We start from the raw sequence: 22,667 nt of genomic DNA, 5'->3' as shown, positions 1-22,667 counted from the left end.
CATCGGAAAAAGGTGGAATAAAAGCTGGGGATATAATTTTAGAATTTGATGGGACTGTTATTAATCAAATGAGAGAATTACCAATGATTGTTGCTCAAACAGAAGTTGGAAAAACTGTGCGGGTAAAAATTTGGAGAAATAAAAAAGAGATTTTTAAAAAAATTAAACTAGGAAGATTAGAAACATCTAGTGATTTCAAACCAAAAAAACCAAAAGTTTTAAAAACAACAGTAATTGATGATTTAAAAATTGAAGTAAGGCCTTTAAACAATGAAGATATTGAAAAAAGAAAATTACCAAAAGATACTACAGGAGTTGTAATTACAAGCATTGACGCTGATAGTCCTGTCAAAAACTTAATGATAAATAATATAATTATTGAGGCACAAAAGAAAAAAATTAAAACACCTGGAGATTTACAAAATATAGTTAAATCATCTTTAGTTGCTAACAATAAAACAATTTTAGTAGTCATTTATAATAACGAAAACCAAATAAGTTATATTGGTATAAAATTAAAATAATAAATGGACATACAGTCCAAAATAATTCTTATCTTTGGCCCTACCGCATCAGGAAAATCTAAATTTGCTATACAACTTGCAAAAAGAATAAATGGAGAAATTATTAACGCTGACAGTATGCAAGTTTATAAAGAACTTAAAATTTTAACGGATAGACCAAAAAATAAAGATTTAAAAATAGTTAAACACCATCTGTATGGATTTTTAAATGTCAAAAAAAATTTTTCAACAGGACAATGGTTAAAAATAGTTCAAAAAAAAATTAAAGAATTAAAAAAAAAAAATAAAATTCCTATTATAGTTGGTGGAACAGGTTTATATTTTAAATCGATAACAAGTGGATTAGTAAAAATACCGAAAATACCAGTAAATTTTAGAAATAAAATTAGAAAAATACAGTCTAATTTAGGCCAAGAACAATTTTATAAAAAACTAGTAAAAATCGATCCAAATGTAAAAAATAAAATCAATCCAACTGATGTCCAAAGATCTATAAGAGCATATGAAGTAAAAAAATTTACCAAAAAAACTTTAACCCAATGGTTTAAAAAAACGACTATACCGTTTGATGATCAGGAGTTAGTAAAAATTCTGATAGATACCAAAAGAGAAGATCTTGTTAAAAAGATAGAAAAGAGGGTTAATAAGATGATTAAAGATGGAGCTATTAAAGAGGTAAAAAAATTTTTAAAATTGAGGGTTAATAAAGATAAAAGCTCTAGCAAAGTTATTGGAATTAATGAAATTAGCTCATATTTGTTAAATAAACAGGATTTGATTTCGACAAAAGAACAAATATTCATAAAAACAAGACAATACTCAAAAAGACAAAGCACTTGGGCAAGAGGACAAATGAAAGATTGGCAAAAAGTTCCATCTCAGGATTTAACTTCTTACATAAAAAAATTTCAAAAATATCACACTTAAACTTGACCAATTAGCACAACTTCAGCTAGATTGATTGAATGCCAAAATTGTTATCAGGAGCTGAAATTGTTTTTAAATGTTTGGAAGACCAAAATGTAGAATATATTTTTGGTTATCCAGGAGGAGCAGTTCTACCAATTTACGATGAACTAAAAAATCATTCATCAATTAAACATATTCTAGTTCGTCATGAACAAGGAGCTGGTCATGCAGCAGAGGGTTATGCAAGATCTTCAGGTAAACCTGGCGTTGTACTTGTTACATCTGGTCCTGGTGCAACAAACGTAGTAACAGCATTAACAGATGCATACATGGACTCCGTACCACTAGTTTGTATTTCAGGACAAGTTCCAACTCATTTAATTGGAACAGATGCATTTCAAGAATGTGACACAACAGGAATAACAAGACCTTGTACAAAACATAATTGGTTAGTTAAAGATATTAGAGATTTATCAAAAATAATTCATAAAGCTTTCGAGGTAGCAACAACCGGAAGACCGGGACCAGTTCTTGTTGATATCCCAAAGGACATACAATTTCAGAAAACGGATTATCCAAAATTTAAAAAGAAAAATAAATTAAATGGAAAAGTTCATAATCATTTTTCACAAAAAGAAATAGATGAATTAGTTAAGCTGATGTCAAAATCAAAAAAACCAATTTTTTATACTGGTGGGGGCGTAATAAACTCTGGCCCTAAAGCAAGTGAGTTATTAAGAGAGCTTGTAGCTGTGACTGGTTTTCCAATTACATCTACATTACAAGGTTTAGGCTGTTTTCCTGGTGATGATAATAATTTTCTGGGCATGTTAGGAATGCATGGTACCTATGAAGCTAATAATGCAATGCATGATTGTGATTTGATGATTAATATTGGTGCTCGATTTGATGACAGAATAACAGGAAAGATAGATGAATTCTCACCGAAGTCTAAAAAGGTTCATATTGATATCGATCCATCATCTATAAATAAAAACGTAAAAGTTGATTTACCAATCGTGGGGGATGTTCAAAGTGTAATTTCTTCAATAATAAAAACAATTAAGAAGACAAAACCTAATTTTGTTAAATCTAATAAACAACAAATATCAAAATGGTGGGAACAAATTGGGAAGTGGAGAGAAAAGAAATCACTTGATTATATAAACAGCAATGAGACTATAAAACCTCAATATGCGGTTCAAAGGCTTTACGAGTTAACAAAAAATAAAGATACATTTATTACAACTGAAGTTGGTCAACATCAGATGTGGGCAGCACAACATTATAAATTTGATAAACCAAACAGATGGATGACATCTGGAGGGTTAGGAACAATGGGATATGGTTTGCCTGCTGCAGTTGGTGTTCAAATTGCTCATCCAAAAAAGCTAGTTGTAGATATTGCTGGAGAGGCGTCGGTTCTAATGACGATACAAGAAATGTCTACTGCAGTTCAATATAATTTACCAATAAAGATATTTATATTAAATAATGAGTACATGGGCATGGTGAGACAATGGCAAGAATTATTACATGAAAAGAATTATTCAGAAAGCTACACAGCCGCATTACCAGATTTTGTTAAATTAGCTGAAGCATATGGATGTGTTGGAATAAGAGCAAAAACCCCAGATGAATTGGATGATAAAATTATCGAGATGATAAATACTGATAGACCTGTAATATTTGATTGTTTAGTTGATAAACAAGAAAATTGTTTCCCAATGATACCATCAGGCAAGCCTCACAACCAAATGCTTTTAGGACCAAAAGATCAAGAGCAGAATAAAATAACTGGAAAAGGTAAAACTTTAGTTTAATGACCAAATCTAAATCAGCCTACAGCGTAGCAGGAAAAAAGGAAAAATTAGATACGCATATAATTGTAGTATGGGTAGATAACGAGGCTGGAGTTTTAGCTAGAGTTGTGGGATTATTTTCTGGAAGAGGGTACAATATAGAGTCATTAGCTGTTGCTGAAATTGACTCAAAATTGAATATCTCAAGAATAACTATTGTTACAACAGGAACGCCCCAAGTTATTGATCAAATTAAATTACAACTAAAAAAATTGGTTCCAGTCCATAAGGTAGCTGACTTTAAAAGAGAAGATAAACAAGTAATTTTTAAAGAAATGGCATTATTTAAATTTGTCGGCAATAATAATAAGAGAGGTAAGGCTTTAAATGCTTGTAAAAAGTATAATGCTGTAATATTGGATAAAACAAATAAATCATGCGTAATACAAATTACAGCTCTTAGAAGAGAAATTGATAAAATGTCAAAAAATTTAAAAAAGTTTGGACTTATAAGCGTTTCAAGAACGGGAGCGGTTGCAATGACTAGAGGTGCAGAAACTTTTAAATAAAAGGATAAATTTATGAAAATGTACTACGAAAAAGATACCAATACAAATTTAATAAAAGATAAAAAAATAGCAATTTTTGGTTATGGAAGCCAAGGACATGCTCATGCACTGAATTTAAAAGATAGTGGTGTAAAAGAGGTTGTGGTTGCTTTAAGAGATGGATCTTCAAGTAAAGCAAAAGCTGAGTCAAAAGGTTTAAAGGTAATGAACTTATCAGATGCTGCAGAGTGGGCAGATGTCGTAATGATACTTACACCTGATGAACTTCAGGCAACTATCTATAAAAATCATATTGAGCAACGAGTAAAAGAAGGAACTTCAATTGCTTTTGCTCACGGATTAAATATTCACTATGATCTTATTAAAGCTAGAAAAGATTTAGACGTTTTTATGGTTGCCCCTAAGGGTCCAGGACATTTAGTAAGAAGTGAGTTTGAGAAAGGCGGCGGCGTCCCATGTTTATTTGCTGTTCATCAGAATGGTTCAGGCAAGGCAAGAGATATTGCTATGTCATATGCTTCTGCAATCGGAGGTGGACGATCTGGTATTATTGAAACGACTTTTAAAGATGAAGTAGAGACTGATCTATTTGGTGAACAAACTGTTTTATGTGGTGGTTTAGTAGAATTAATAAAAAATGGGTATGAAACGTTAGTTGAAGCAGGTTATGAACCAGAAATGGCATACTTTGAGACTGTACATGAAGTAAAATTGATTGTTGATCTTATTTACGAAGGTGGAATTGCAAACATGAATTATTCAATTTCAAATACAGCTGAGTATGGAGAATACGTTTCAGGACCAAAAATAATAAACAAGGAAGAAACTAAAAAAAGAATGAAAGAAGTTTTGGAAAAAATTCAATCAGGAAAGTTCACTAAAGAATGGATGGAGGAATGTAAAAATGGTCAAAAAAATTTCCTTAAAACTAGAGAAAAATTAGCAGAACATCCAATTGAAAAAGTTGGAGCTGATCTTCGAGCCATGATGCCTTGGATTACCAAGAAGAAATTGGTCGACAGCGATAAAAATTAAAAAGTTTTGTTCCAATTTGAGTTGATATAACTCTTTTATTTTGCAATCTACACGAGAGGTAGTATTATTGATTAGCAAATTTTTAAAAAAATTATGAGCAATAAAGACAAAGTATTTATATTTGATACAACAATGAGAGATGGTGAACAATCACCTGGAGCATCAATGAGCGTTGAGGAAAAAATTCAAATTTCTAGAGTTTTTGATGAAATGGGAATTGATATTATTGAAGCTGGATTTCCGATATCTTCACCTGGAGACTTTGAGGCTGTGTCAGCAATCAGCAAAGGTTTAAAAAATTCTATCCCTTGCGGTTTATCAAGAGCTTTAAAAAAAGATATTGATGCGTGTCACGAGTCGTTAAAATTTGCTAAAAGATTTAGAATACATACTTTTATTTCAACCAGTCCCGTTCATATGAAACATAAATTAGATATGACCAACGACCAAGTAATTGATGCAATTAAAGAGAGTGTTACATATGCAAAAAAATTTACTGATGATGTTGAGTGGTCTTGCGAGGATGGTACAAGAACAAACTTAGATTTTATGTGCAAGACTATTGAATTAGCAATTAAGTGTGGAGCTACAACAATCAATATTCCAGATACTGTTGGATATTCTATACCCGAGGAATTTGCTAAAACTATTACTCACATAAAAAATAATGTTCCAAACATAGATAAAGCAATAATATCTGCTCATTGCCATAATGATTTAGGTTTAGCAGTTGCAAATGCTCTAGCAGGTTTGTCAGCAGGCGTAAGGCAAATAGAATGTACAATTAATGGAATAGGTGAAAGAGCGGGAAATGCTGCACTTGAAGAAATTGTAATGGCAATTAAAACAAGAAATGATTTAATGCCGTATGAGACTGGTATTAAGACAGAATTAATTAGCAAGGCATCTAAAATTGTGTCTAATGCAACTGGATTTCCAGTGCAATTTAATAAAGCAATAGTTGGAAAAAATGCTTTTGCTCATGAATCGGGCATTCATCAAGATGGAATGCTTAAAAATAGAGAAACTTATGAAATTATGACACCAGAGAGCGTTGGAGTAAAGAAAACCTCATTAGTTATGGGAAAACATTCTGGTAGACATGCTTTTAAAGATAAACTTAACGATCTTGGTTACACAGATGTTACTGATGACGTAATCCAAGCTGCTTTTGGAAAATTTAAAATTTTAGCTGATAAGAAAAAACATATTTATGATGAGGATATTGTTGCCTTAGTTGACGATAGTTTAATAATTGATAATAAAATAAATGCAATAAATCTTAAGTCTTTAAAAGTTTTTGCAGGGACGGGCGAACCTCAAAGAGCAGAAATGACACTAGATGTATTTGGAGATATCAAGAAAACTTCACAAACAGGAGATGGACCTGTAGATGCAATTTTCAAATGCATAAAGGAATTATATCCTCATGACGTTAAATTATCTCTATACCAAGTACACGCTGTAACTGAAGGAACTGATGCACAAGCAACAGTTAGTGTGAAAATAGAGGAAAATGATAGAACAACAGTAGGCCAATCAGCTGATACAGATACTTTAGTAGCATCAGCAAATGCATACTTGAATGCTTTAAATAAAATGTTAATTAAGAGAGAAAAAAAATCTTTATCGAAAGATATTCAGTACCAAAAAGTAAAAGGAGGAGTATAAAATGGGAGTTCTAGATAAATTTACAGCAATTTGGAGCCAAGATATGGCTATTGATTTAGGAACAGCTAACACGTTAGTTGTTTTAAAAGGGCAAGGTGTAGTTCTTAATGAGCCATCTGTTGTTGCTGTTGTAGATAACAAAGGAAAGAAGTCAGTTTTAGCTGTCGGAGATGAAGCAAAAACAATGTTAGGAAGAACCCCAGGAAATATCCAAGCCATAAGACCTTTAAGAGATGGAGTAATAGCAGATTTTATTGTGACTGAAGAAATGATCAAACACTTTATAAAAAAAGTGCATAAAAGAAGCACATTTGCAAATCCAAGAATATTAATTTGTGTACCAACTGGCTCAACTCCAGTTGAAAGAAAAGCTATTCAAGATAGTGCGCTTGCTGCTGGTGCAAGAAGAGTACAATTAATTGAAGAGCCAATTGCAGCAGCTATTGGTGCTAACCTGCCAATTTCTGAGGCAACTGGATCAATGGTAATTGATATTGGTGGCGGAACAACAGAGATAGCAGTAATGTCACTTGGTGGAGTGGTTTATTCGAATTCTTTAAGAGTTGCTGGAGATGCAATGGATAATGCAATCATTGGATACATGAGAAAAGAATATAACTTGATGATAGGTGATAGTACGGCTGAAAAAATTAAAAAAGAAATAGGAACTGCAATTGCAACAAATAATAATACTTATGCAGTTAAGGGTAGAGATTTAAGATCTGGTACTCCAAAAGAAGTTAATATTACAGAGGAGGATACGGTTGAGGCATTAAATCCTATATTAAGAGAAATGATAAATGGGATTAAAGATGCATTAGAAAATACCCCACCAGAATTATCAGCGGACCTAGTTGATATGGGTCTAACATTAACTGGAGGTGGAGCATTATTAAAAAACATTGATAAAAGATTTTCTAAAGAAACTGGTCTTCCAGTTCATATTGCTGACGACCCTTTAGCTTGCGTTGCAGTCGGAACAGGCAAAGCTTTAGAGCAAGAGGAAACATTTAATACAATGTTATCAGAGTATTGATTTGAAAAATGCAACCCTCAAGTAGAGATGATTTTATAATAGCTATAAGATCTGCGTTTTTAAAAAAAGAAAATAAACAAAAATTTTCTCTTTCTGCACTAATTATTCTTACATTAAGTATTTTAATATTAGGCAGATATGACTTTAAAGTTATTAATTATGCTAAACTATCTTTGAAAGAGATTGCTTATAGGTCTACTTTTATATTTTCTACTCCTGAAAATGTAGTAAAAAACGGATTTATTGCCACTAAAAATCATTTTTTTGTCTACGAAGAAAATAAAATTCTAAAACAAAAAGTAAAAGATTTAGAAATTAGAAAATATAATGTTCAATACATACAAACAGAAAATGAAAGATTAAAAGAAACTCTTAATGAGTTGAAATTTTCTTCTGATGAAATTCTTGCTAAAGTTATAGTTGATAAACAAAGTCCATTTTTAAAATCTATTATAGTAAATAAAGGGAGTAAGCATGGTGTAATACTTGGAATGGGTGTTCTCGATCAAGAGTACTTAGTAGGAAAGGTGGTAGAAGTTAATTTTACAACATCTAGAGTTTTACTTCTGTCTGATTTAAATAGTAAAATTCCTGTTGATATACTTCCAAACAATATTCAGTCTATACTCTCAGGGACTGGCGATAATATTGGAAAAATTCAGTATATAAAAGAAGAGGCTTTAATTGAGAGTGACAGTATAGTCTATACATCTGGCGCAGGTGGTATTTTTAAACCTGGCGTACCAATCGGCAGAACAGTCAAAAATAGTTTAAATTCTGAGATTAATGTTGAATTTTACTCTGAATTTTCTCAATTAAGATTTGTGAAATTAAGATCTTATAAAGCAGAGGAAAATTAATGACAGAATTATCAAAGCTAAGTATTTTCAAGCAACTTTTAGAAAAAGGTCCTATTATTTTGTTATTTGTAGCTACTTTAAATGAATTTGATTTTAATTATCTTGGTTTAAAGTATTTCTCTTTTAACTTTCCATTCATTCTTATTTATTATTGGAGTCTTAAAAGACCTGGTAGCCTAGGCTATGGTCTAATTTTCTTAAGTGGATTATTTAATGATGCTGTAGTTGGACTCCCAATTGGGGTGAGTTCATTAAGCTATTTATTTATTTGTGGTTTTTCATCCTATTTAAGAAATATTACTTTAAGGCCAAGCAGAATGAACGACTGGGTCTTTTTTGGATTTACAATCCTTGTTGTTAATTCTTTAATGTTTGCAATATCAAATATCTTTTTTAATGTACAAATTGTTTATGAAGATGTACTGGTAAATATATTATTTACGTTTTTATTTTATATACTTTTTAGTATTTTATTCGAATTATACAAAAATTTTGTTTATGGAGCTTCCAGTGTTTGATGGTGGTGACTCAAATGTTAGAAAATTTAATACTGTTAATAGAAGAGTATTTATATTAAAAATTGCAAAAGGGATTATCTTCACAGGTATAGTTGCAAGATTATTTAGTTTGCAGATAACTGAAAATAAAAAATACTTAACACTATCAGACAAAAATAGATTACGAGAGTGGAGATTGCCTCCGGTAAGAGGTGAATTTGAGGATTATTTTGGCAATGTAGTTGCTGGTAATACTAAAGTTTATCAACTTCACGTAGTACCTGAGCAGGTAGAAGACTTTAAATATTTAATGGTTCGATTAAAAAATATTTTGTCTTTATCAGATAAACAATTCAGTAAAATAGTAAAAAAGAAAAAACAGCAAAAACCATGGGAAACGCTAATCATATCTGAAAGTTTGACTTGGGATCAATTTTCAAAAGTAAATTTTTACTTACATGAATTATCAGGAGCAAAACCAGTATTGTCTGTAGCAAGAAGTTATCCTTATAAAGCAAACTATACTCATGTACTTGGTTATGTGGCCCAAGCAAGCGAAAGTGATTTACTAGAAAATGAGGAAATTAAAAATAAACATGTGCCTGGTTTAAGGGTTGGAAAAACTGGATTAGAAAAAACATTTGAAAATTCCTTAATTGGTACAAATAGTGTTAAGAGATACGAGGTAAATGCATTTGGTAAAAGAATAAATCAAGTAGACTTTAAAGAAGGTGAGAAAGGGCAAAAAGTAAAGCTTACTATTGATACGGAAATACAAAAATTGTGTAACGAACTCTTAGCGGAAAAGTCTGGCTCCATAAGTGTGATGGATATATTTACTGGTGAAATTATTGCAATGCACTCATCACCATCTTTCGATCCGAATTTATTTATGTATGGCATAAGTTATAAAGATTGGGATTTGATCAGAAAAAATCCTTTAAAGCCTTTGATTAATAAAACTATTTCTGGTTTGTATTCACCTGGCTCAACTATTAAACCTATTGTTGCTTTATCAGCCCTAGAGAATGATGTCATCTCTACAAAATTTAAAGTTAATTGCACTGGTAAAATGGAAATGTATGGTCAAACATATCACTGCTGGAAAAAAAAGGGTCATGGCATAGTAGACCTTAGAGACGCAATTAAACAATCTTGTGACACTTATTTCTACGAGATGAGTAGGAGGCTTGGTGTTGATAGACTTAATATAACTGCAAAAAGATTTGGACTTGGAAATACAGTGTTTAAAAATTTATATATAGAAGAAAAAAAGGGTTTGGTGCCATCAACAAAATGGAAAAAAAATGCGTTAGGTAAAGGATGGGTTCTAGGTGAAACCTTAATAACTGGAATTGGCCAAGGATATATTCAAACTACACCATTACAGCTATGTCTAATGACTGCACAGTTGGCAAATGGAGGATTTAAAATATTTCCAAGAATAACAGTAGACAAAAATCAAGAGTCACTTGAGAAGATAAAATATAAAATGGAAGCGAGACTTAAAATAACAAATGAAAACTCGTCATCTTTAATTCGATCAGCTGAAGAAATTTTTACCAAAGGTGAAAAAGAATATAATAAACTTTTCAGAAACCAAGAGAATATTAAGTTTGTCTTGGAAGCAATGTCTGCCTCCACTAACGAGGTTAGAGGTACATCCTATCGGTCAAGAATTGATGATCCAAAATATAGATTTGCTGGTAAAACTGGTACAGCTCAAGTTAAAAAAATTACAAAATTGCAAAGAGAGCTGGATTTAGATACAGCACAAATTCCATACGAGGAAAGAGACCATGCTTGGTATGTTGCTTTTGGACCTTATAAAGATCCAAGATATGCATTATGTGTTTTAGTTGAACATGGAGGGTCTGGAAGTGCAACTGCAGCACCTTTAGCAAAAAAACTTATGAAAAAAATTATTGACCGTCATGAGGAAAGAGAAAAAATTAGAAAAAATAATTTAGTAGATATTTAAAAAAATGTTTGAGCAATCTTCATATTCAGAACAATATACATTTTTTCAAAAATTAAGATCTTTTGATTTTGTATTAATTTTTTGTGTACTTTGTTTAGGTATAATTAGTAATTTTTCTATGTACTCAACTGATGGTGGCGAATTTTTATACCACTCTAAAAGTCATTTTATAAGATTTGTAACTTTTTTTTCCATGATGATATTTCTATCTTTTTTTAATTTGAGATTTTGGCATTCAACTGCTTATTTATTTTATACAATTACTTTAGGTTTTTTAATTTGGGCTTCAATGTATGGTGTCACTGCATCTGGCTCTCAAAGATGGATAAATTTATATTTTATAAATCTTCAACCATCTGAGCTTATGAAAATTGCGATAATAGTTTGTTTTGCAAGATATTTTCACAGAGAACAAATGCCTAATATTAATAGTTTTAAAAATATTATTATATCAATGGCTATTTTGCTTTTACCAATTCTTCTCGTAGTAAGCCAACCTGATCTCGGCACTTCTATTTTAATAGCTATAAGTGGTGTAATTGTTTTATGGCTAGCTGGATTTAATATAAAATATTTTATTTATTCTGGATTAACTTTAATTATCTCATTACCTTTTGTAATTTCAATGTTAAAGCCTTATCAAAAACAAAGAGTATTAACTTTTTTTAATCCAGATAGAGATCCATTAGGTGCAGGTTATCAAATTATTCAATCAAAGATCGCAGTTGGTTCAGGTGGTCTTACAGGAAAGGGATTTCTTAAAGGCACCCAAAGTTATCTCGAATTTTTACCTGAGAAACATACAGACTTTATATTTACATTATTTTCTGAAGAACATGGATTTATTGGTTCAGTCATATTATTAATTCTTTATGGAGTATTAATATTTAGAATATTAAATATTGGGTCTCATTCTAGAAGTTTTTTTGGAAAACTTTTCTGTTATGGTTTTGGATCTGCAATTTTTGTTTATGTTACAGTCAACATGTCTATGGTTTTAGGCTTACTACCTATAGTTGGTTCTCCACTTCCAATTATGTCTTATGGTGGCTCATCAATGTTAGCAACAATGATTGGTTTAAGTATAGTAATGAGTACCAAAATTCACAGCAAACAAATAATACACTAATTTTTGTTTAATTTGTCGCTAGAATTTAAACATTAATTTGATGTATTATTTATCATGAGTAAATTAAGAATAGGTATAATCGGAGCAGGTATTCAAGGGGTTTGTAATGCACTTTTTCTTCAAAAAAAAGGTCATGAAGTAATAATTTTTGATAAAAATGAACCTGGTAGTGGAGCATCGTATGGTAATGCTGGTCACTTTTCACCTTATGCGTCTGTTCCACTAAATAGACCAGACGTTCTTACCGATGTTCCTGCTATGCTATTAAGTTCTACTGGACCTCTTGCTCTAAAATGGAATTACGTTCCAAGAATGATACCTTGGTTTTTTAAATTTTTAAGAAATTGTTCCAAAAAAAATATGATGCACACAGCAAAATATATGCATCAAATTTTAGATCTGGCCTTACCAGCATATGATGAGTTATTTGAGGAGTTAGATTTAGAAAATTTAGTGATTAAAAATGGAATTATGTATATTTGGAATAATCAAAACATAGAAAGCAGAAATTTAGAAATTAAAATTAGAGATGAACTTGGTGTTGATCAACAACTTCTTAATCCAAAAGAAATTCATGATTTAGAGCCTAATATCAAACCAATATATGATGGCGGGGTATTTTATTCATATGCAAGACACACCAATAACCCAAAGAGAGTTTTTCAGAAACTTTTTGATTTATTTATTCAAAAGGGAGGAAAATTTTTAAAGCAGGAAATCAATGAACTTAATTTTGATGATCAAAAACCAATTATAAGATCACAAACTCAAAGATTTATTTTTGATAAAGTTGTTATTGCCTGTGGAGCATTTTCAAAAAGAATTTCTGATAATTTATATGAAGATATACCACTTGAAACTGAGAGGGGGTATCACATACACTTTAAGGGTTGTGAAAATTTGATATCAAGACCTGTTGTATTTTCAAATAGAGGTTTTGGCATGACTCCAATGGAACAAGGCTTGAGAGTAGTTGGAACAGTTGAATTTGGAGGTCTAAAAAATCCACCATCTGCAGAAAGAGTGAGAAATTTAATAAACAATGCAAAGTATATGCTAGATGGTTTGCCAGAACATGATGACGAATGGTTAGGATTTAGACCAACACTACCAGATTTTTTACCAGTTATTGGACCATCGAAGAATTATAAAAATGTTTTTTATTCATTTGGCCATCATCATTTAGGATGGACATTAGGAGCCATTTCTGGAAAGATTGTATCTAAAATGATTTTAGACGAAAAAACAAATTTAAGCTTAGAACCTTATAGCTCTTTAAGATTTTCATAATTTGTGCGTAATAAAAATGGACTTGCATATTTATTATTAATTTTTGCAACGTTATTTTGGTCAGGAAATTTTATAGTCGGTAAAGCTGCAAGCATTTATCAAATACCACCATTCTCATTAAATTTTTATCGATGGCTATTTGCTGGATTAATACTTTTACCTTTTACTTATAAAGAAATAATTAACAATTTTAACTATATTAAATCAAAAATTAGTCATTTCATATTATTAGGTTTCACTAGCATCACTATATTTAATTCAATTGTTTATTATTCACTTTATCATACCCAGGTAATTAGCGGAGTCTTAATGATTTCAACAATACCAGTATGGATAATTTTAATTTCATCTATGTTAAAAATTGAAAAAACTAATATTTTTCAATTGTCAGGAGTTGCACTTTCTCTAATTGGTGTAATTTTTATTATTACTAAAGTAGATATTAATTTAATTCGTAATCTTGATTTTAATAGAGGAGATTTGACTATGGTAGTTGCAATGCTTGCCTGGGCAATCTATTCGTCTTTTTTGAAGAAAGATAAAATAAAAATATCTCAAATTGCTTTACTTGAAGTCGTAATTATATCTGGTTTGCTTTTTTTAATACCGATATTTATTATTGAAATGTCTTTAGGAAATAATATTCAATTCAATAAACCCTTTTTCCTAACTTTAGCATACGTTGTATTATTTCCAGGACTAGCTTCATTTTTCTTTTGGATCAAAGGAATTGGAATAATTGGTGCAAATAGAGCTGGAATATTTTTACACTTAATGCCAATATTTGGTGCGATAATGGCTATGTTAATATTTGATGAAAAATTTATGTTTTATCATATTTTAGGTGCGATATTTATTATAATAGGAATTTCATTATCAAATAAAAAAACTAAAATAAATTAAGATGGTCAAAAAAATTAATTCTAAATTATCCCCAGATCAAAAACTTGTTTTGTTTGAGGAGGGAACTGAACCTCCTGGATCAAGTGAATTAAATTTTGAAAAAAGAGATGGATCATATCATTGTGCAAATTGTGATATTAAACTTTTTGAGTCCTCAAAAAAATATGAGAGTGGTTCTGGTTGGCCGTCATTTTTTGAGTCTTTACCCGATGTATTTGAAACTAAAACTGATCATCTAATTGGTTATGCAAGGACTGAGTATCACTGTAAAAATTGCGGAGGTCATCATGGACATATTTTTGATGATGGTCCAAAGCCAACTGGAAAGAGATACTGTAATAATGGAGTTTGTTTAGTTTTTAAGGAAAAAAAATAAAATGATTTTAAAGTATTTGAGTTTTTTGATTGGTTTAACTTGGTCTTACTCTTTAATAAAAACACAGTCTATATTTAGTAAAAAAGCCGGTCTTATTTTTAAATTATTTATAACAAAAGTTTCATGGCTAACTTTTATTGCTGCTGTTTACTTTGGATATAAAAACTTCTCGTTTCAGTTTACTCTTATCGGAATTATTTTTGCAATCATTTTAGTACATTTGGGTTTTATATTTTTGGGTAAATTCTTAAAATCAAAATTTACAGAAAAACAATTAAATCTTACAAAAAGTTTTTTTGAATACTCTTTGATTATTTGGATTTTATATTATTTTATTTATTAAATAATTGCTTATTTTGGTCGCTTAGGCCGAAGTAAATATTGTTTTTTTTCACATTTATATATACAAATTTAATATGTTTGAAAAATTAGAAGAACTTGCAAAAAATAACAAAAAAATATCTGATTTTCATATTAGATCAGGCTCTCCCTTAGCATACAGACAAACCGGAGAAATTATCATGGTCAAAGATGTTATGGTAAAACCACAAGATCTTATAGATTTAATGACCACGAATTGTAATGAGCATGAGACAAAAAAATTCCAAGATACACACGAGTTAGACTCTGCAGTTAATATTAGTGGACTAAGATTTAGAGCTAATTTTTATAAAACATTAAATGGACCAGCTGCAGTTCTTAGAAGAGTAGAAAGCAAAATACCAGAAATGGGACAGTTTGATTTACCAGATGCCCTTTATGACATAATTGATATGCATAAGGGTTTAGTTTTAGTCACTGGACCAACAGGTTCTGGAAAATCAACTACACTTGCAGCTATAGTTAATGAAATAAATAAAACAAGAACTGCAAATATTATAACTGTAGAAGACCCAGTAGAATTTATTCATAAAGATTCAAAAAGTATCGTTTCACATCGAGAAGTTGGAAAGCAGACACAAACTTTTGCAAGTGCCCTTAAAGCAGCTTTACGAGAAGACCCGGATGTAATTTTAGTAGGAGAGATGAGAGATTTGGAGACAGTAAGTCTTGCACTTACAGCTGCTGAAACTGGACACTTGGTTTTTGGAACGCTTCACACAAGTGGAGCACCAAATACAATAAATAGAATTATAGACGTTTTCCCACCGGAACAACAAGCTCAGATCCGAGCACAACTTTCAACATCTTTAAAGATGGTTGTAACACAAAGACTTTTAAAAACAAAAGATGGGCAAGGTCGTGTGGGTGCTTTTGAAATAATGAAATGCACTGCTCCTATTCAAAACTTAATTAGAGAAGCAAAAATTCATCAAATACCAAGCATCATGCAGACCGCAGTAAAAGATGGAATGATTACGATGTCAAAGTCATTAGAAAATCTTGTAACCGCTGGAAAGATAGATGCAAATGCAGGAAAAGAAAGTTAAAGGCTTCACTTTATTAGAACTTATAATTGTTATTGCAATTATTGGTGCAATTTCAGCTACATCTTTTAAACCGTTCACGAAGTGGAGAGCAGAAAGAATGGTAAGAGCTAAAGCTACAGAAACAGCCTCACTAATGAGAAACATTTTTTCACAAGTTCAAAGAGGACAATATAGCTTTGTGCAATTTTCAGTTTACACAGATACAGGTACAAATGAAATCGTGATAGAGACAAATGGTTTAGGACAAGAAAAGTTTGCTGCTCTTGTAAGAGATAAGTGGAATGGTACGACACCAAAGCCTTTTCACAGATTTGACGAAAGATGCTCTATGGACATCGACTGGGATGACGAGGGTGCAACAAGTAATGAATTAACTGTTAACCAAATCAAAATTGATAAAACCAAAATTTTAATAGGTATGTTAAATAATGCTGATCAACCTATGGACATACCTGATAGTGGTGGCAATATATGTTTTTCAAAAGATGGTACTTTTTATGGTGCTAGCGATATGTTTTTAATTACAGAAGGAGGTGAGTCCATGGCTAATGAAAATTTATTCATTTGTCAAAGAGATACATCAGATGATGACTGTAAATTAACTTCCGAAGGTCCTACCCAGAGCAATTTTTTTCGTATAGAATGGAGCAGGTTTGGAAGTATTAATCTGTATAAATGGGCAGGTGATTGGGTAACGCAATGAAAAATAAATTTTCAAAAGGTATTAGTCTAGTAGAGGCTTTAGTATCTACTGCAATAGTAGCTATCGGTTTTCTTGCTGTATTTCAACTAGTTAATTATTCAGTGAACTCAATTGGTGTATCAGCTGAGAGGACAAAAATAAATTATCTATCAAGCATGATTGCTGAAGATATGATTGGATCAAGAGATGAGACGGCAAATACTAATCCAGCTTCCAAACAATGTTTGATTAATGACTATGGTATTCCAACAGCTCTAGATGGTACTCCATGTCCTGAAACGATAAAAAAATTTGCTGAATATGTAAGAACGAACCCAAGCGCATTTGAATTTAATACATGTAGTGGAAAAGGTGGTCCTATTTTTTCAAAGGAAAATATGACTAGTCTTTATAAAAATGCAGTGGGAGAAGGGGCTCCAGAAAATAAAGCAAATAGATGGCAAGTTATTTTAGGAGAAGACCGTTATTTAAAATGTAGAGGTGATCCAACCGGCGAAACTGATGGAGATTCAAAAAAAATTAGAATTTATAAACTTTGTTCAGATACCGATTGTCTCGATGGTAGTTGGGACATGATTTATGATGAAATTTATATGGGAAGGGTAGAAATAAACGCCAACGGTGGCAATAAGAGAAGAACACTATACTTTCAGGCAGATTATATTTTTAATGAATGATGAAAAAAAAATTGAATAAAATATCTGGTGTAACATTAATTGAATTATTAGTAGGAGTTGCAGTAACAGCTATTATGATGGGAGCAATGTTTGCATCATACACTGCTGTGAATAGCAGTTACAAACAAGTAACTGATAAAGCAAGAATAAGCAGTTCAAGTAGAGATATAGTTGGAATGATGATGAGAGATATAAGATTAGCAGGTTACAAGCATTATTATGGGGTAAACGATGAGGGAATTCCGCCATCAGATAATTTAACACATATTTCAGGATTAGAGGAAGGTAGAGGTATAATTGACTCACATGACCCAATAATAGTTCTTAGAGATACTCTTGGATATTTTCCCGCAGACTTTGCGGCAGCTGGTACTGATCTTCCAATCCCACAAAAAAATCGACCCACAGACTCTTGCTGTGATAGCATATCAATTGTCTATGGTGATTTTGATAAGAACGATCCGCTCCAACCTTATAAAAGATATAAAATTACATATTTTGGGCTACAAATAAATAATGAGGACGGTAATCCTGATAATGATTTTTATGGAGTTTATAAAACAAAAGAAAGCTGGATCGAGAATGATGATAACCCATTTGGTAATTGGACAAGCAGATGTACAGAGTGTTACACAAATCAGCTCGTGCGGTCACATTTGGTTGATATGGAATTTTTATTGTTTGATGAGAATGGACATCACTTATGGAAAGATGGAGATTATCCCTTACCAAATAACGATCAAAGGATAAATCTTTATAAAATTAAACAAGTAGACATGTCATTAATATTTAGATCGAATAAAGAATTTTTTAAAATTCCGCCAAAACAAAAAAAGTTTTTAAAAACGTTAAGGAAAGAAAGATACGGTGGTGATGGCTTTGGCGATAGATATTTAAGAGATAATGTTGTTGTAAGTATTCACACAAGAAATATAGGAAGATGAAAAACAAAAATAAAAATATAAAAGGATTTACATTAATTCTTTCATTGGTTCTTCTAGTAGCCATGTCACTAATGGGTGGAACTTTAGTTGTATTATCATCTAGCGACCATAGAGATAATAATACTGATGATTTATATCAGCAAGCTTTTTATGTTGGTGAAACAGGGTTGCTAGAGGCTGAAAAATATTTAGTGAATAAGTATTTGGGAAAACCAAGAAGAATTAAAACAGGATTAAATGCAACCCGAGAAGATGACGATTCATCAAAAAATATTGCTCCAAGAAATAATTACCCGATAACTGCAGATAATAGAACTCCTTGCTATAAAAGTTTTAAAAATGTTGTAGATTTAGAAAATGTTGTTGCACATTATGTAGATGGATCCTTTTTTAATATTGTTGGACCCATAGTCAACGCTTCATATCCTTCTCCACTAAGTTCAAAAGAGGAAAAATTTAGGGATGGAGAAATTAGTTTTTTACAGAGATTTACTTATGAATATTTTTTAGTTAACATTGGTCCAGCAGATTCTTTTGAAAGAGGAAACAGTGTTCAACAAGGATCTATAGATGTAGTGAACGCAGGAACTGCATTTAGAATTTATGCATGCGGTATTTATGATGAAGATAAAATTATAATACCATTAGAAAGTATGGTAGTTTTACCGGATTAAAAAATGAAAAAAAATATTTTTACTTTATTTTTTATAACCACACTATTTAGCTCACAAATTTCATGGGCATGTGATTTATTAAGCATAGATATTGGTTCAAATAAATCATCAATTGAAAATATTTTTGGAACTTTTGAAGAGGAACAGTCACAAATAGAAGAAGTCATTGGTACAACTAGAGAAACTGGATCAATCGGATTGGCCGGTGAGGTTTTTATTTATTTCACTGAAAAGAGAGCCTTTTGTGAAGATATAGATTTTGGAGATGTTTTAATCAAAGGGTACGTAGTAAACAACAAAGTTGGTGCTGTGGAAATTGAAGTGCAAAATGGTAAAGATAATGATCAGAGCAAAAAAGGTTTACTGAAACAATATGTACAAGCAAACTTCGGAACGGTTGATACTGAGAGTCGATCATGGCCAGGATATAAGTTTTGGAATATTGGAGGAAAACAAATTTTTTATTATAAAATTATAGATAAAAATAATGAAATTTCAGAGGGGGTTGCTGTGACATCTCCAAAATACTATGATGTATTACTTGATGAGGAGAACTAATGAAATTAAAAATTTTCTTTAAAATAATTATAATTAATTTAATTATATTTTCTTTAATAGGTTCAAAATCTTATTCAAAACCAATACCTCCTGGCTCAGGTAAAGGAGATGTGCCAGCCAATATATTAATATTGTTAGATAGTTCCGTTAGTATGAGAAATTTAGTAGCGGGTAATATGGGTACCTATGGTATTGACTGGGCAGTTGAATTAAGTGATGGCAATATTATATTTGCTGAGAATGGACGAGGTTTTTCAAAAATTATAACATCGACGGGAGAGAGAGATTTAACATTTGCTGGTGGTGCTATCAATTTTAGAGGAAAAAATAACGATTCAAACTGTGGAAATAAAAATTCTCAAGTCAATAAAAGTTGGTCTGGAGCTGTTACTTCAAGCGATATAGTTTATGGAGTTTCAACTCAAAATGGTGGACAGATAGTTGCAATCGATAGTGATGGGAAATGCGTTGATGTGATTGGTTTTAATAAAACAAAAATTGCAATGCCCGCATTACTTGAGATAAGAGAGATAGATAATGATGAAATTCTTTTTGTAGCTGGCAGAACTCATGAAGGTGGTGGTAAGAAAGGAAAGTTATATGTCAAGAACTTGACGAATGGGAAATCAAAAAAATGTTCAATAAATACTAGTCATCATTTTGGAAAACTGGTGAGTAAAAATAATGCTGTATCTATGACCATAAGTAATAATGGTGATTATATTTATCTCGCAGCAGGCCAGCATCTTGTAGGCTATACTCTAACAAAAGACGGTAACGATCTTTATTGTCCTACTGACGGACATTGGGATTATTTTATTAATACGGTAAAAGATGAAGCATTATCTGCTGGTCAAACAAATGCTCTTTCAGATGATATAAAAGATGTTTTCTCTATTAAATATTCTGTTGCAGAAGATAATAAGATTTATGCACTAAGTAAAAACTCTCATCTTCTTCAAAAAATTTCAATAGATCATACCTCTACTTCAGCTAGCTTAGATTTTACTATAGGTAAATATGGACCTGCTAAGACTTTAGATGATAAAGACCCAGGAGATGTCGATGCTGCTGATGTTGAATTTAATCTGCCAGGAATGGCGGCAAGTTCTGGTTTTGGAAATAATATATTTACTAGTGCTACCAGAGTTTTAGTAGGTGATAGAAATTCGTTTATACACAAATTTGATCAAAATAAAATGACTGATGCTTTAAAAGATACAGCCTGGCGAGCAAGATATGGTGGTGCAAAAAAATCAAAATTTGATGGTGCAAAAGATGCAATCGAGGAAATTGTAACTGATAGTTCTTTAACATCAGGTGCAAACTATGGTTTTGGTCATTGGAATTCAGGTACTAATGACTCGAGAGGTGGCGCAGCTTGGCTTCAAGATGGGACAGGTGGTGGTGAAAAATTTTGTCACTTTTGGAATGCGTGTTACTATATGGTCAATGGTTGGATGGGTGGAACTCACCCAGTAGGTACGTCTGATCGATGTCTTAATGATTACTGTCTAGAAGATGGGGTAAGCGCTACTGGGGCTTCTGAAATTGTTGCTACACTTCCAACTATCGGTATGGCATGGGGAACAGATGGAAATGCTTTTGCTGACATTGCATATCAATATTTTGGAAATAGAACGGGAGAGACGCCAGTTATAGATAAAGCGGGCAAACCTTGTCAGCAAAATTATGTAATTGTTATAAGTGACGGACATATAAGAAATAGCACAGAAGCATTCAGAACTTTAGCAAAACTAAGAGATGAATATGAAGTTACAACTCTTATGGTTGGCTATGGTGGATCTTATCAAAATGCAAATGCTAAAGTCATATTTGACAGACTAGCAAGAGCTGGATCTTGCGAAAGTCCGGGTGATTATTATGCCAATGTAAATCCGATTTCCTACGAAGGACTAGACAATAAAACAGGTTGTGAAAGCCCGATAGACGCTGAAACTCCAGCTGATTTAAAGACAGAGATCTCATCAAAAATCAGACAAATTATTGCAGAAAGATTATCTTTTACAGCACCATCAATCACTGCAACTCTTGAGGAAGGCGGATCTATTTATCAAGCACAATTTAATTATAAGGCAAACAAAGAATGGAGAGGTCATCTTTATAGGTATCAAATTGATGGCGATGTGATTCAAGATAGCTTGGAAGAAAATAATGGTTTTGGAAACTGGGACGCTGGAGAAAGACTTCTTGTAAAAGGTTCCACTGGCAGAAAAATTTGGACTGCAATTGACACTAAACAGTATGGAGACGCTGGTTATACTGGTGGTGGTGGATGGAATAATTGGAACACAAGTAATGCAGCCGCAATTCAAAACTTATTTGAAGCAACTGGTAACGCAGTAAGAGATTATCACAATTCAGGATCAACATGTGGTCTAGCAGGAACAGATGGTGTCGAAGATGGTATCGATGATGATGTAAAAGGATTAATTAATTTTGTAAGAGGTGTTGACTACTTTAACTATAAAGGAACTCCAGGTGGTGGAGCATGCCCTATTGATGAAGATAGAGACTGGATTTTAGGAGATATATATCATTCTCAATTAATCGAAGTTGGCCCTCCAGGTGCTAGTACAAACTTTTTTGGTAACAACCAAGAAAAATATTGGAGATCAACAAAAGGTTATGGGGCATTTAAAACAGCCAACCAAAATAGAACAAGAGTTGTTTATGCTGGCTCAAACGGAGGAACGTTGCATGCATTTAATGCTAAAACTGGAGATGAGGAGTGGGCATTTGTACCTCCCATGATTGCAGCTCAACTACCACTCTTAGTAAACAAATCCCTGGATGGACAATTTGGAGGTGCAGCTGAAGCAGGTGGTACTAATCCAATATTTGCTGTAGATGGATCACCAGTTGTTCACGATGCTTTTATTTATGGACTAAACGATGGTGGAACAGAATATCAAAATTTTCAATCATGGCGTACATTATTAATGATTCCTTATGGTCGTGGTGGTGCAGGATTTTCTGTATTAGATGTAACTACACCAACTGTAACAGTTGGTGCACAAGATGCAGAGGGTAATTATGAAACAGGTTCAGGACCACTCCATATGTTTTCTATATACA

General features: G+C 32.0%; 20 protein-coding genes and 1 pseudogene. All 21 read left to right on the top strand.

Annotated features, from left to right (window positions below; all coding sequences use genetic code 11):
* Positions 1–524: PDZ domain-containing protein (locus AMN73_RS02030; RefSeq protein WP_143323189.1), on the top strand; the 524-nt coding region annotated here is incomplete at its 5' end.
* A 3-nt stretch (positions 525–527) separates the two neighbouring features.
* Entirely contained in the window at positions 528–1,451 is a 924-nt protein-coding gene (gene miaA / locus AMN73_RS02025; protein WP_075534621.1) for a tRNA (adenosine(37)-N6)-dimethylallyltransferase MiaA, read from the top strand.
* A gap of 38 nt (positions 1,452–1,489) precedes the next feature.
* Positions 1,490–3,256 carry an acetolactate synthase 3 large subunit gene (locus AMN73_RS02020; RefSeq protein ID WP_075534620.1) on the top strand — a complete coding sequence of 589 codons (1,767 nt, stop codon included), beginning with the start codon at positions 1,490–1,492 and terminating at the stop codon, positions 3,254–3,256.
* A complete protein-coding gene (ilvN, locus tag AMN73_RS02015; protein ID WP_075534619.1) occupies positions 3,256–3,804 on the top strand; it encodes an acetolactate synthase small subunit in 549 nt (182 codons plus the stop codon). The genes AMN73_RS02020 and ilvN overlap by 1 nt, the downstream gene beginning before the upstream one ends.
* Positions 3,805–3,816: 12 nt before the next feature.
* Positions 3,817–4,839, top strand: a complete 1,023-nt coding sequence (gene ilvC / locus AMN73_RS02010) for a ketol-acid reductoisomerase (protein ID WP_075534618.1) — start codon at positions 3,817–3,819, stop codon at positions 4,837–4,839.
* Positions 4,840–4,932: 93 nt separating this feature from the next.
* Positions 4,933–6,510: a 2-isopropylmalate synthase gene (locus AMN73_RS02005; protein WP_075534617.1), complete on the top strand. Its 1,578-nt coding sequence runs from the start codon at positions 4,933–4,935 to the stop codon at positions 6,508–6,510.
* Position 6,511: 1 nt separating this feature from the next.
* Positions 6,512–7,546: a rod shape-determining protein gene (locus tag AMN73_RS02000; RefSeq protein ID WP_075534616.1), complete on the top strand. Its 1,035-nt coding sequence runs from the start codon at positions 6,512–6,514 to the stop codon at positions 7,544–7,546.
* 8 nt (positions 7,547–7,554) lie between these two features.
* A complete protein-coding gene (gene mreC / locus AMN73_RS01995) occupies positions 7,555–8,406 on the top strand; it encodes a rod shape-determining protein MreC (RefSeq protein ID WP_075534615.1) in 852 nt (283 codons plus the stop codon).
* Complete coding sequence (gene mreD, locus AMN73_RS01990) at positions 8,406–8,924, top strand: rod shape-determining protein MreD (RefSeq protein WP_075534614.1); 519 nt, start codon at positions 8,406–8,408, stop codon at positions 8,922–8,924. The genes mreC and mreD overlap by 1 nt, the downstream gene beginning before the upstream one ends.
* Positions 8,905–10,884 (top strand): penicillin-binding protein 2, encoded by a 1,980-nt coding sequence (gene mrdA / locus AMN73_RS01985; protein ID WP_075534613.1) that lies wholly within the window; start codon positions 8,905–8,907, stop codon positions 10,882–10,884. Before mreD ends, mrdA begins: the two co-directional genes overlap by 20 nt.
* 4 nt (positions 10,885–10,888) lie before the next feature.
* Positions 10,889–12,013 carry a rod shape-determining protein RodA gene (rodA, locus tag AMN73_RS01980; protein WP_075534612.1) on the top strand — a complete coding sequence of 375 codons (1,125 nt, stop codon included), beginning with the start codon at positions 10,889–10,891 and terminating at the stop codon, positions 12,011–12,013.
* Positions 12,014–12,067: 54 nt separating this feature from the next.
* Positions 12,068–13,303, top strand: coding sequence for an NAD(P)/FAD-dependent oxidoreductase (locus AMN73_RS01975; protein ID WP_075534611.1), 1,236 nt, complete (start codon positions 12,068–12,070; stop codon positions 13,301–13,303).
* Positions 13,304–13,306: 3 nt separating this feature from the next.
* The gene (locus AMN73_RS01970) at positions 13,307–14,206 is read left to right on the top strand and encodes a DMT family transporter (protein WP_075534610.1); all 900 of its coding nucleotides are present in this window, start codon (positions 13,307–13,309) and stop codon (positions 14,204–14,206) included.
* A 1-nt stretch (position 14,207) separates the two neighbouring features.
* Positions 14,208–14,582 (top strand): peptide-methionine (R)-S-oxide reductase MsrB, encoded by a 375-nt coding sequence (gene msrB / locus AMN73_RS01965; RefSeq protein ID WP_075534609.1) that lies wholly within the window; start codon positions 14,208–14,210, stop codon positions 14,580–14,582.
* 416 nt (positions 14,583–14,998) lie between these two features.
* Positions 14,999–16,012 carry a type IV pilus twitching motility protein PilT gene (locus tag AMN73_RS01955; RefSeq protein WP_075534607.1) on the top strand — a complete coding sequence of 338 codons (1,014 nt, stop codon included), beginning with the start codon at positions 14,999–15,001 and terminating at the stop codon, positions 16,010–16,012.
* Positions 15,987–16,715 carry a prepilin-type N-terminal cleavage/methylation domain-containing protein gene (locus AMN73_RS01950; RefSeq protein ID WP_075534606.1) on the top strand — a complete coding sequence of 243 codons (729 nt, stop codon included), beginning with the start codon at positions 15,987–15,989 and terminating at the stop codon, positions 16,713–16,715. Before AMN73_RS01955 ends, AMN73_RS01950 begins: the two co-directional genes overlap by 26 nt.
* Positions 16,712–17,392 (top strand): type IV pilus modification PilV family protein, encoded by a 681-nt coding sequence (locus AMN73_RS01945; RefSeq protein ID WP_075534605.1) that lies wholly within the window; start codon positions 16,712–16,714, stop codon positions 17,390–17,392. Before AMN73_RS01950 ends, AMN73_RS01945 begins: the two co-directional genes overlap by 4 nt.
* A complete protein-coding gene (locus AMN73_RS01940; RefSeq protein WP_075534604.1) occupies positions 17,389–18,336 on the top strand; it encodes a PilW family protein in 948 nt (315 codons plus the stop codon). Before AMN73_RS01945 ends, AMN73_RS01940 begins: the two co-directional genes overlap by 4 nt.
* On the top strand, positions 18,333–19,010 hold the full coding sequence (locus AMN73_RS01935; RefSeq protein WP_075534603.1) for a pilus assembly PilX family protein: 678 nt from the start codon (positions 18,333–18,335) through the stop codon (positions 19,008–19,010). Before AMN73_RS01940 ends, AMN73_RS01935 begins: the two co-directional genes overlap by 4 nt.
* 3 nt (positions 19,011–19,013) lie before the next feature.
* Positions 19,014–19,568 carry a hypothetical protein gene (locus AMN73_RS01930; RefSeq protein ID WP_075534602.1) on the top strand — a complete coding sequence of 185 codons (555 nt, stop codon included), beginning with the start codon at positions 19,014–19,016 and terminating at the stop codon, positions 19,566–19,568.
* Positions 19,568–22,667 (top strand): annotated as a pseudogene (locus AMN73_RS01925) (PQQ-binding-like beta-propeller repeat protein); the annotation flags it as partial. The gene AMN73_RS01930 and the pseudogene AMN73_RS01925, both read left to right, overlap by 1 nt.

This window comes from Candidatus Pelagibacter communis, assembly GCF_001179965.1.
In the GTDB taxonomy this organism is placed as follows: Bacteria; Pseudomonadota; Alphaproteobacteria; order Pelagibacterales; family Pelagibacteraceae; genus Pelagibacter.
Note: the sequence above shows the minus strand (reverse complement) of the source record. Positions and strands in the feature narration are given on the sequence as shown.

Excerpts from the sequence above, each read along its gene's own strand:
- miaA (WP_075534621.1), top strand. The coding sequence starts at position 528 with ATGGACATACAGTCCAAAATAATTCTTATCTTTGGCCCTACCGCATCA.
- AMN73_RS02020 (WP_075534620.1), top strand. The coding sequence starts at position 1,490 with ATGCCAAAATTGTTATCAGGAGCTGAAATTGTTTTTAAATGTTTGGAA.
- ilvN (WP_075534619.1), top strand. The coding sequence starts at position 3,256 with ATGACCAAATCTAAATCAGCCTACAGCGTAGCAGGAAAAAAGGAAAAA.
- ilvC (WP_075534618.1), top strand. The coding sequence starts at position 3,817 with ATGAAAATGTACTACGAAAAAGATACCAATACAAATTTAATAAAAGAT.
- AMN73_RS02005 (WP_075534617.1), top strand. The coding sequence starts at position 4,933 with ATGAGCAATAAAGACAAAGTATTTATATTTGATACAACAATGAGAGAT.
- AMN73_RS02000 (WP_075534616.1), top strand. The coding sequence starts at position 6,512 with ATGGGAGTTCTAGATAAATTTACAGCAATTTGGAGCCAAGATATGGCT.
- mreC (WP_075534615.1), top strand. The coding sequence starts at position 7,555 with ATGCAACCCTCAAGTAGAGATGATTTTATAATAGCTATAAGATCTGCG.
- mreD (WP_075534614.1), top strand. The coding sequence starts at position 8,406 with ATGACAGAATTATCAAAGCTAAGTATTTTCAAGCAACTTTTAGAAAAA.
- mrdA (WP_075534613.1), top strand. The coding sequence starts at position 8,905 with ATGGAGCTTCCAGTGTTTGATGGTGGTGACTCAAATGTTAGAAAATTT.
- rodA (WP_075534612.1), top strand. The coding sequence starts at position 10,889 with ATGTTTGAGCAATCTTCATATTCAGAACAATATACATTTTTTCAAAAA.
- AMN73_RS01975 (WP_075534611.1), top strand. The coding sequence starts at position 12,068 with ATGAGTAAATTAAGAATAGGTATAATCGGAGCAGGTATTCAAGGGGTT.
- msrB (WP_075534609.1), top strand. The coding sequence starts at position 14,208 with ATGGTCAAAAAAATTAATTCTAAATTATCCCCAGATCAAAAACTTGTT.
- AMN73_RS01955 (WP_075534607.1), top strand. The coding sequence starts at position 14,999 with ATGTTTGAAAAATTAGAAGAACTTGCAAAAAATAACAAAAAAATATCT.
- AMN73_RS01950 (WP_075534606.1), top strand. The coding sequence starts at position 15,987 with ATGCAAATGCAGGAAAAGAAAGTTAAAGGCTTCACTTTATTAGAACTT.
- AMN73_RS01945 (WP_075534605.1), top strand. The coding sequence starts at position 16,712 with ATGAAAAATAAATTTTCAAAAGGTATTAGTCTAGTAGAGGCTTTAGTA.
- AMN73_RS01940 (WP_075534604.1), top strand. The coding sequence starts at position 17,389 with ATGATGAAAAAAAAATTGAATAAAATATCTGGTGTAACATTAATTGAA.
- AMN73_RS01935 (WP_075534603.1), top strand. The coding sequence starts at position 18,333 with ATGAAAAACAAAAATAAAAATATAAAAGGATTTACATTAATTCTTTCA.
- AMN73_RS01930 (WP_075534602.1), top strand. The coding sequence starts at position 19,014 with ATGAAAAAAAATATTTTTACTTTATTTTTTATAACCACACTATTTAGC.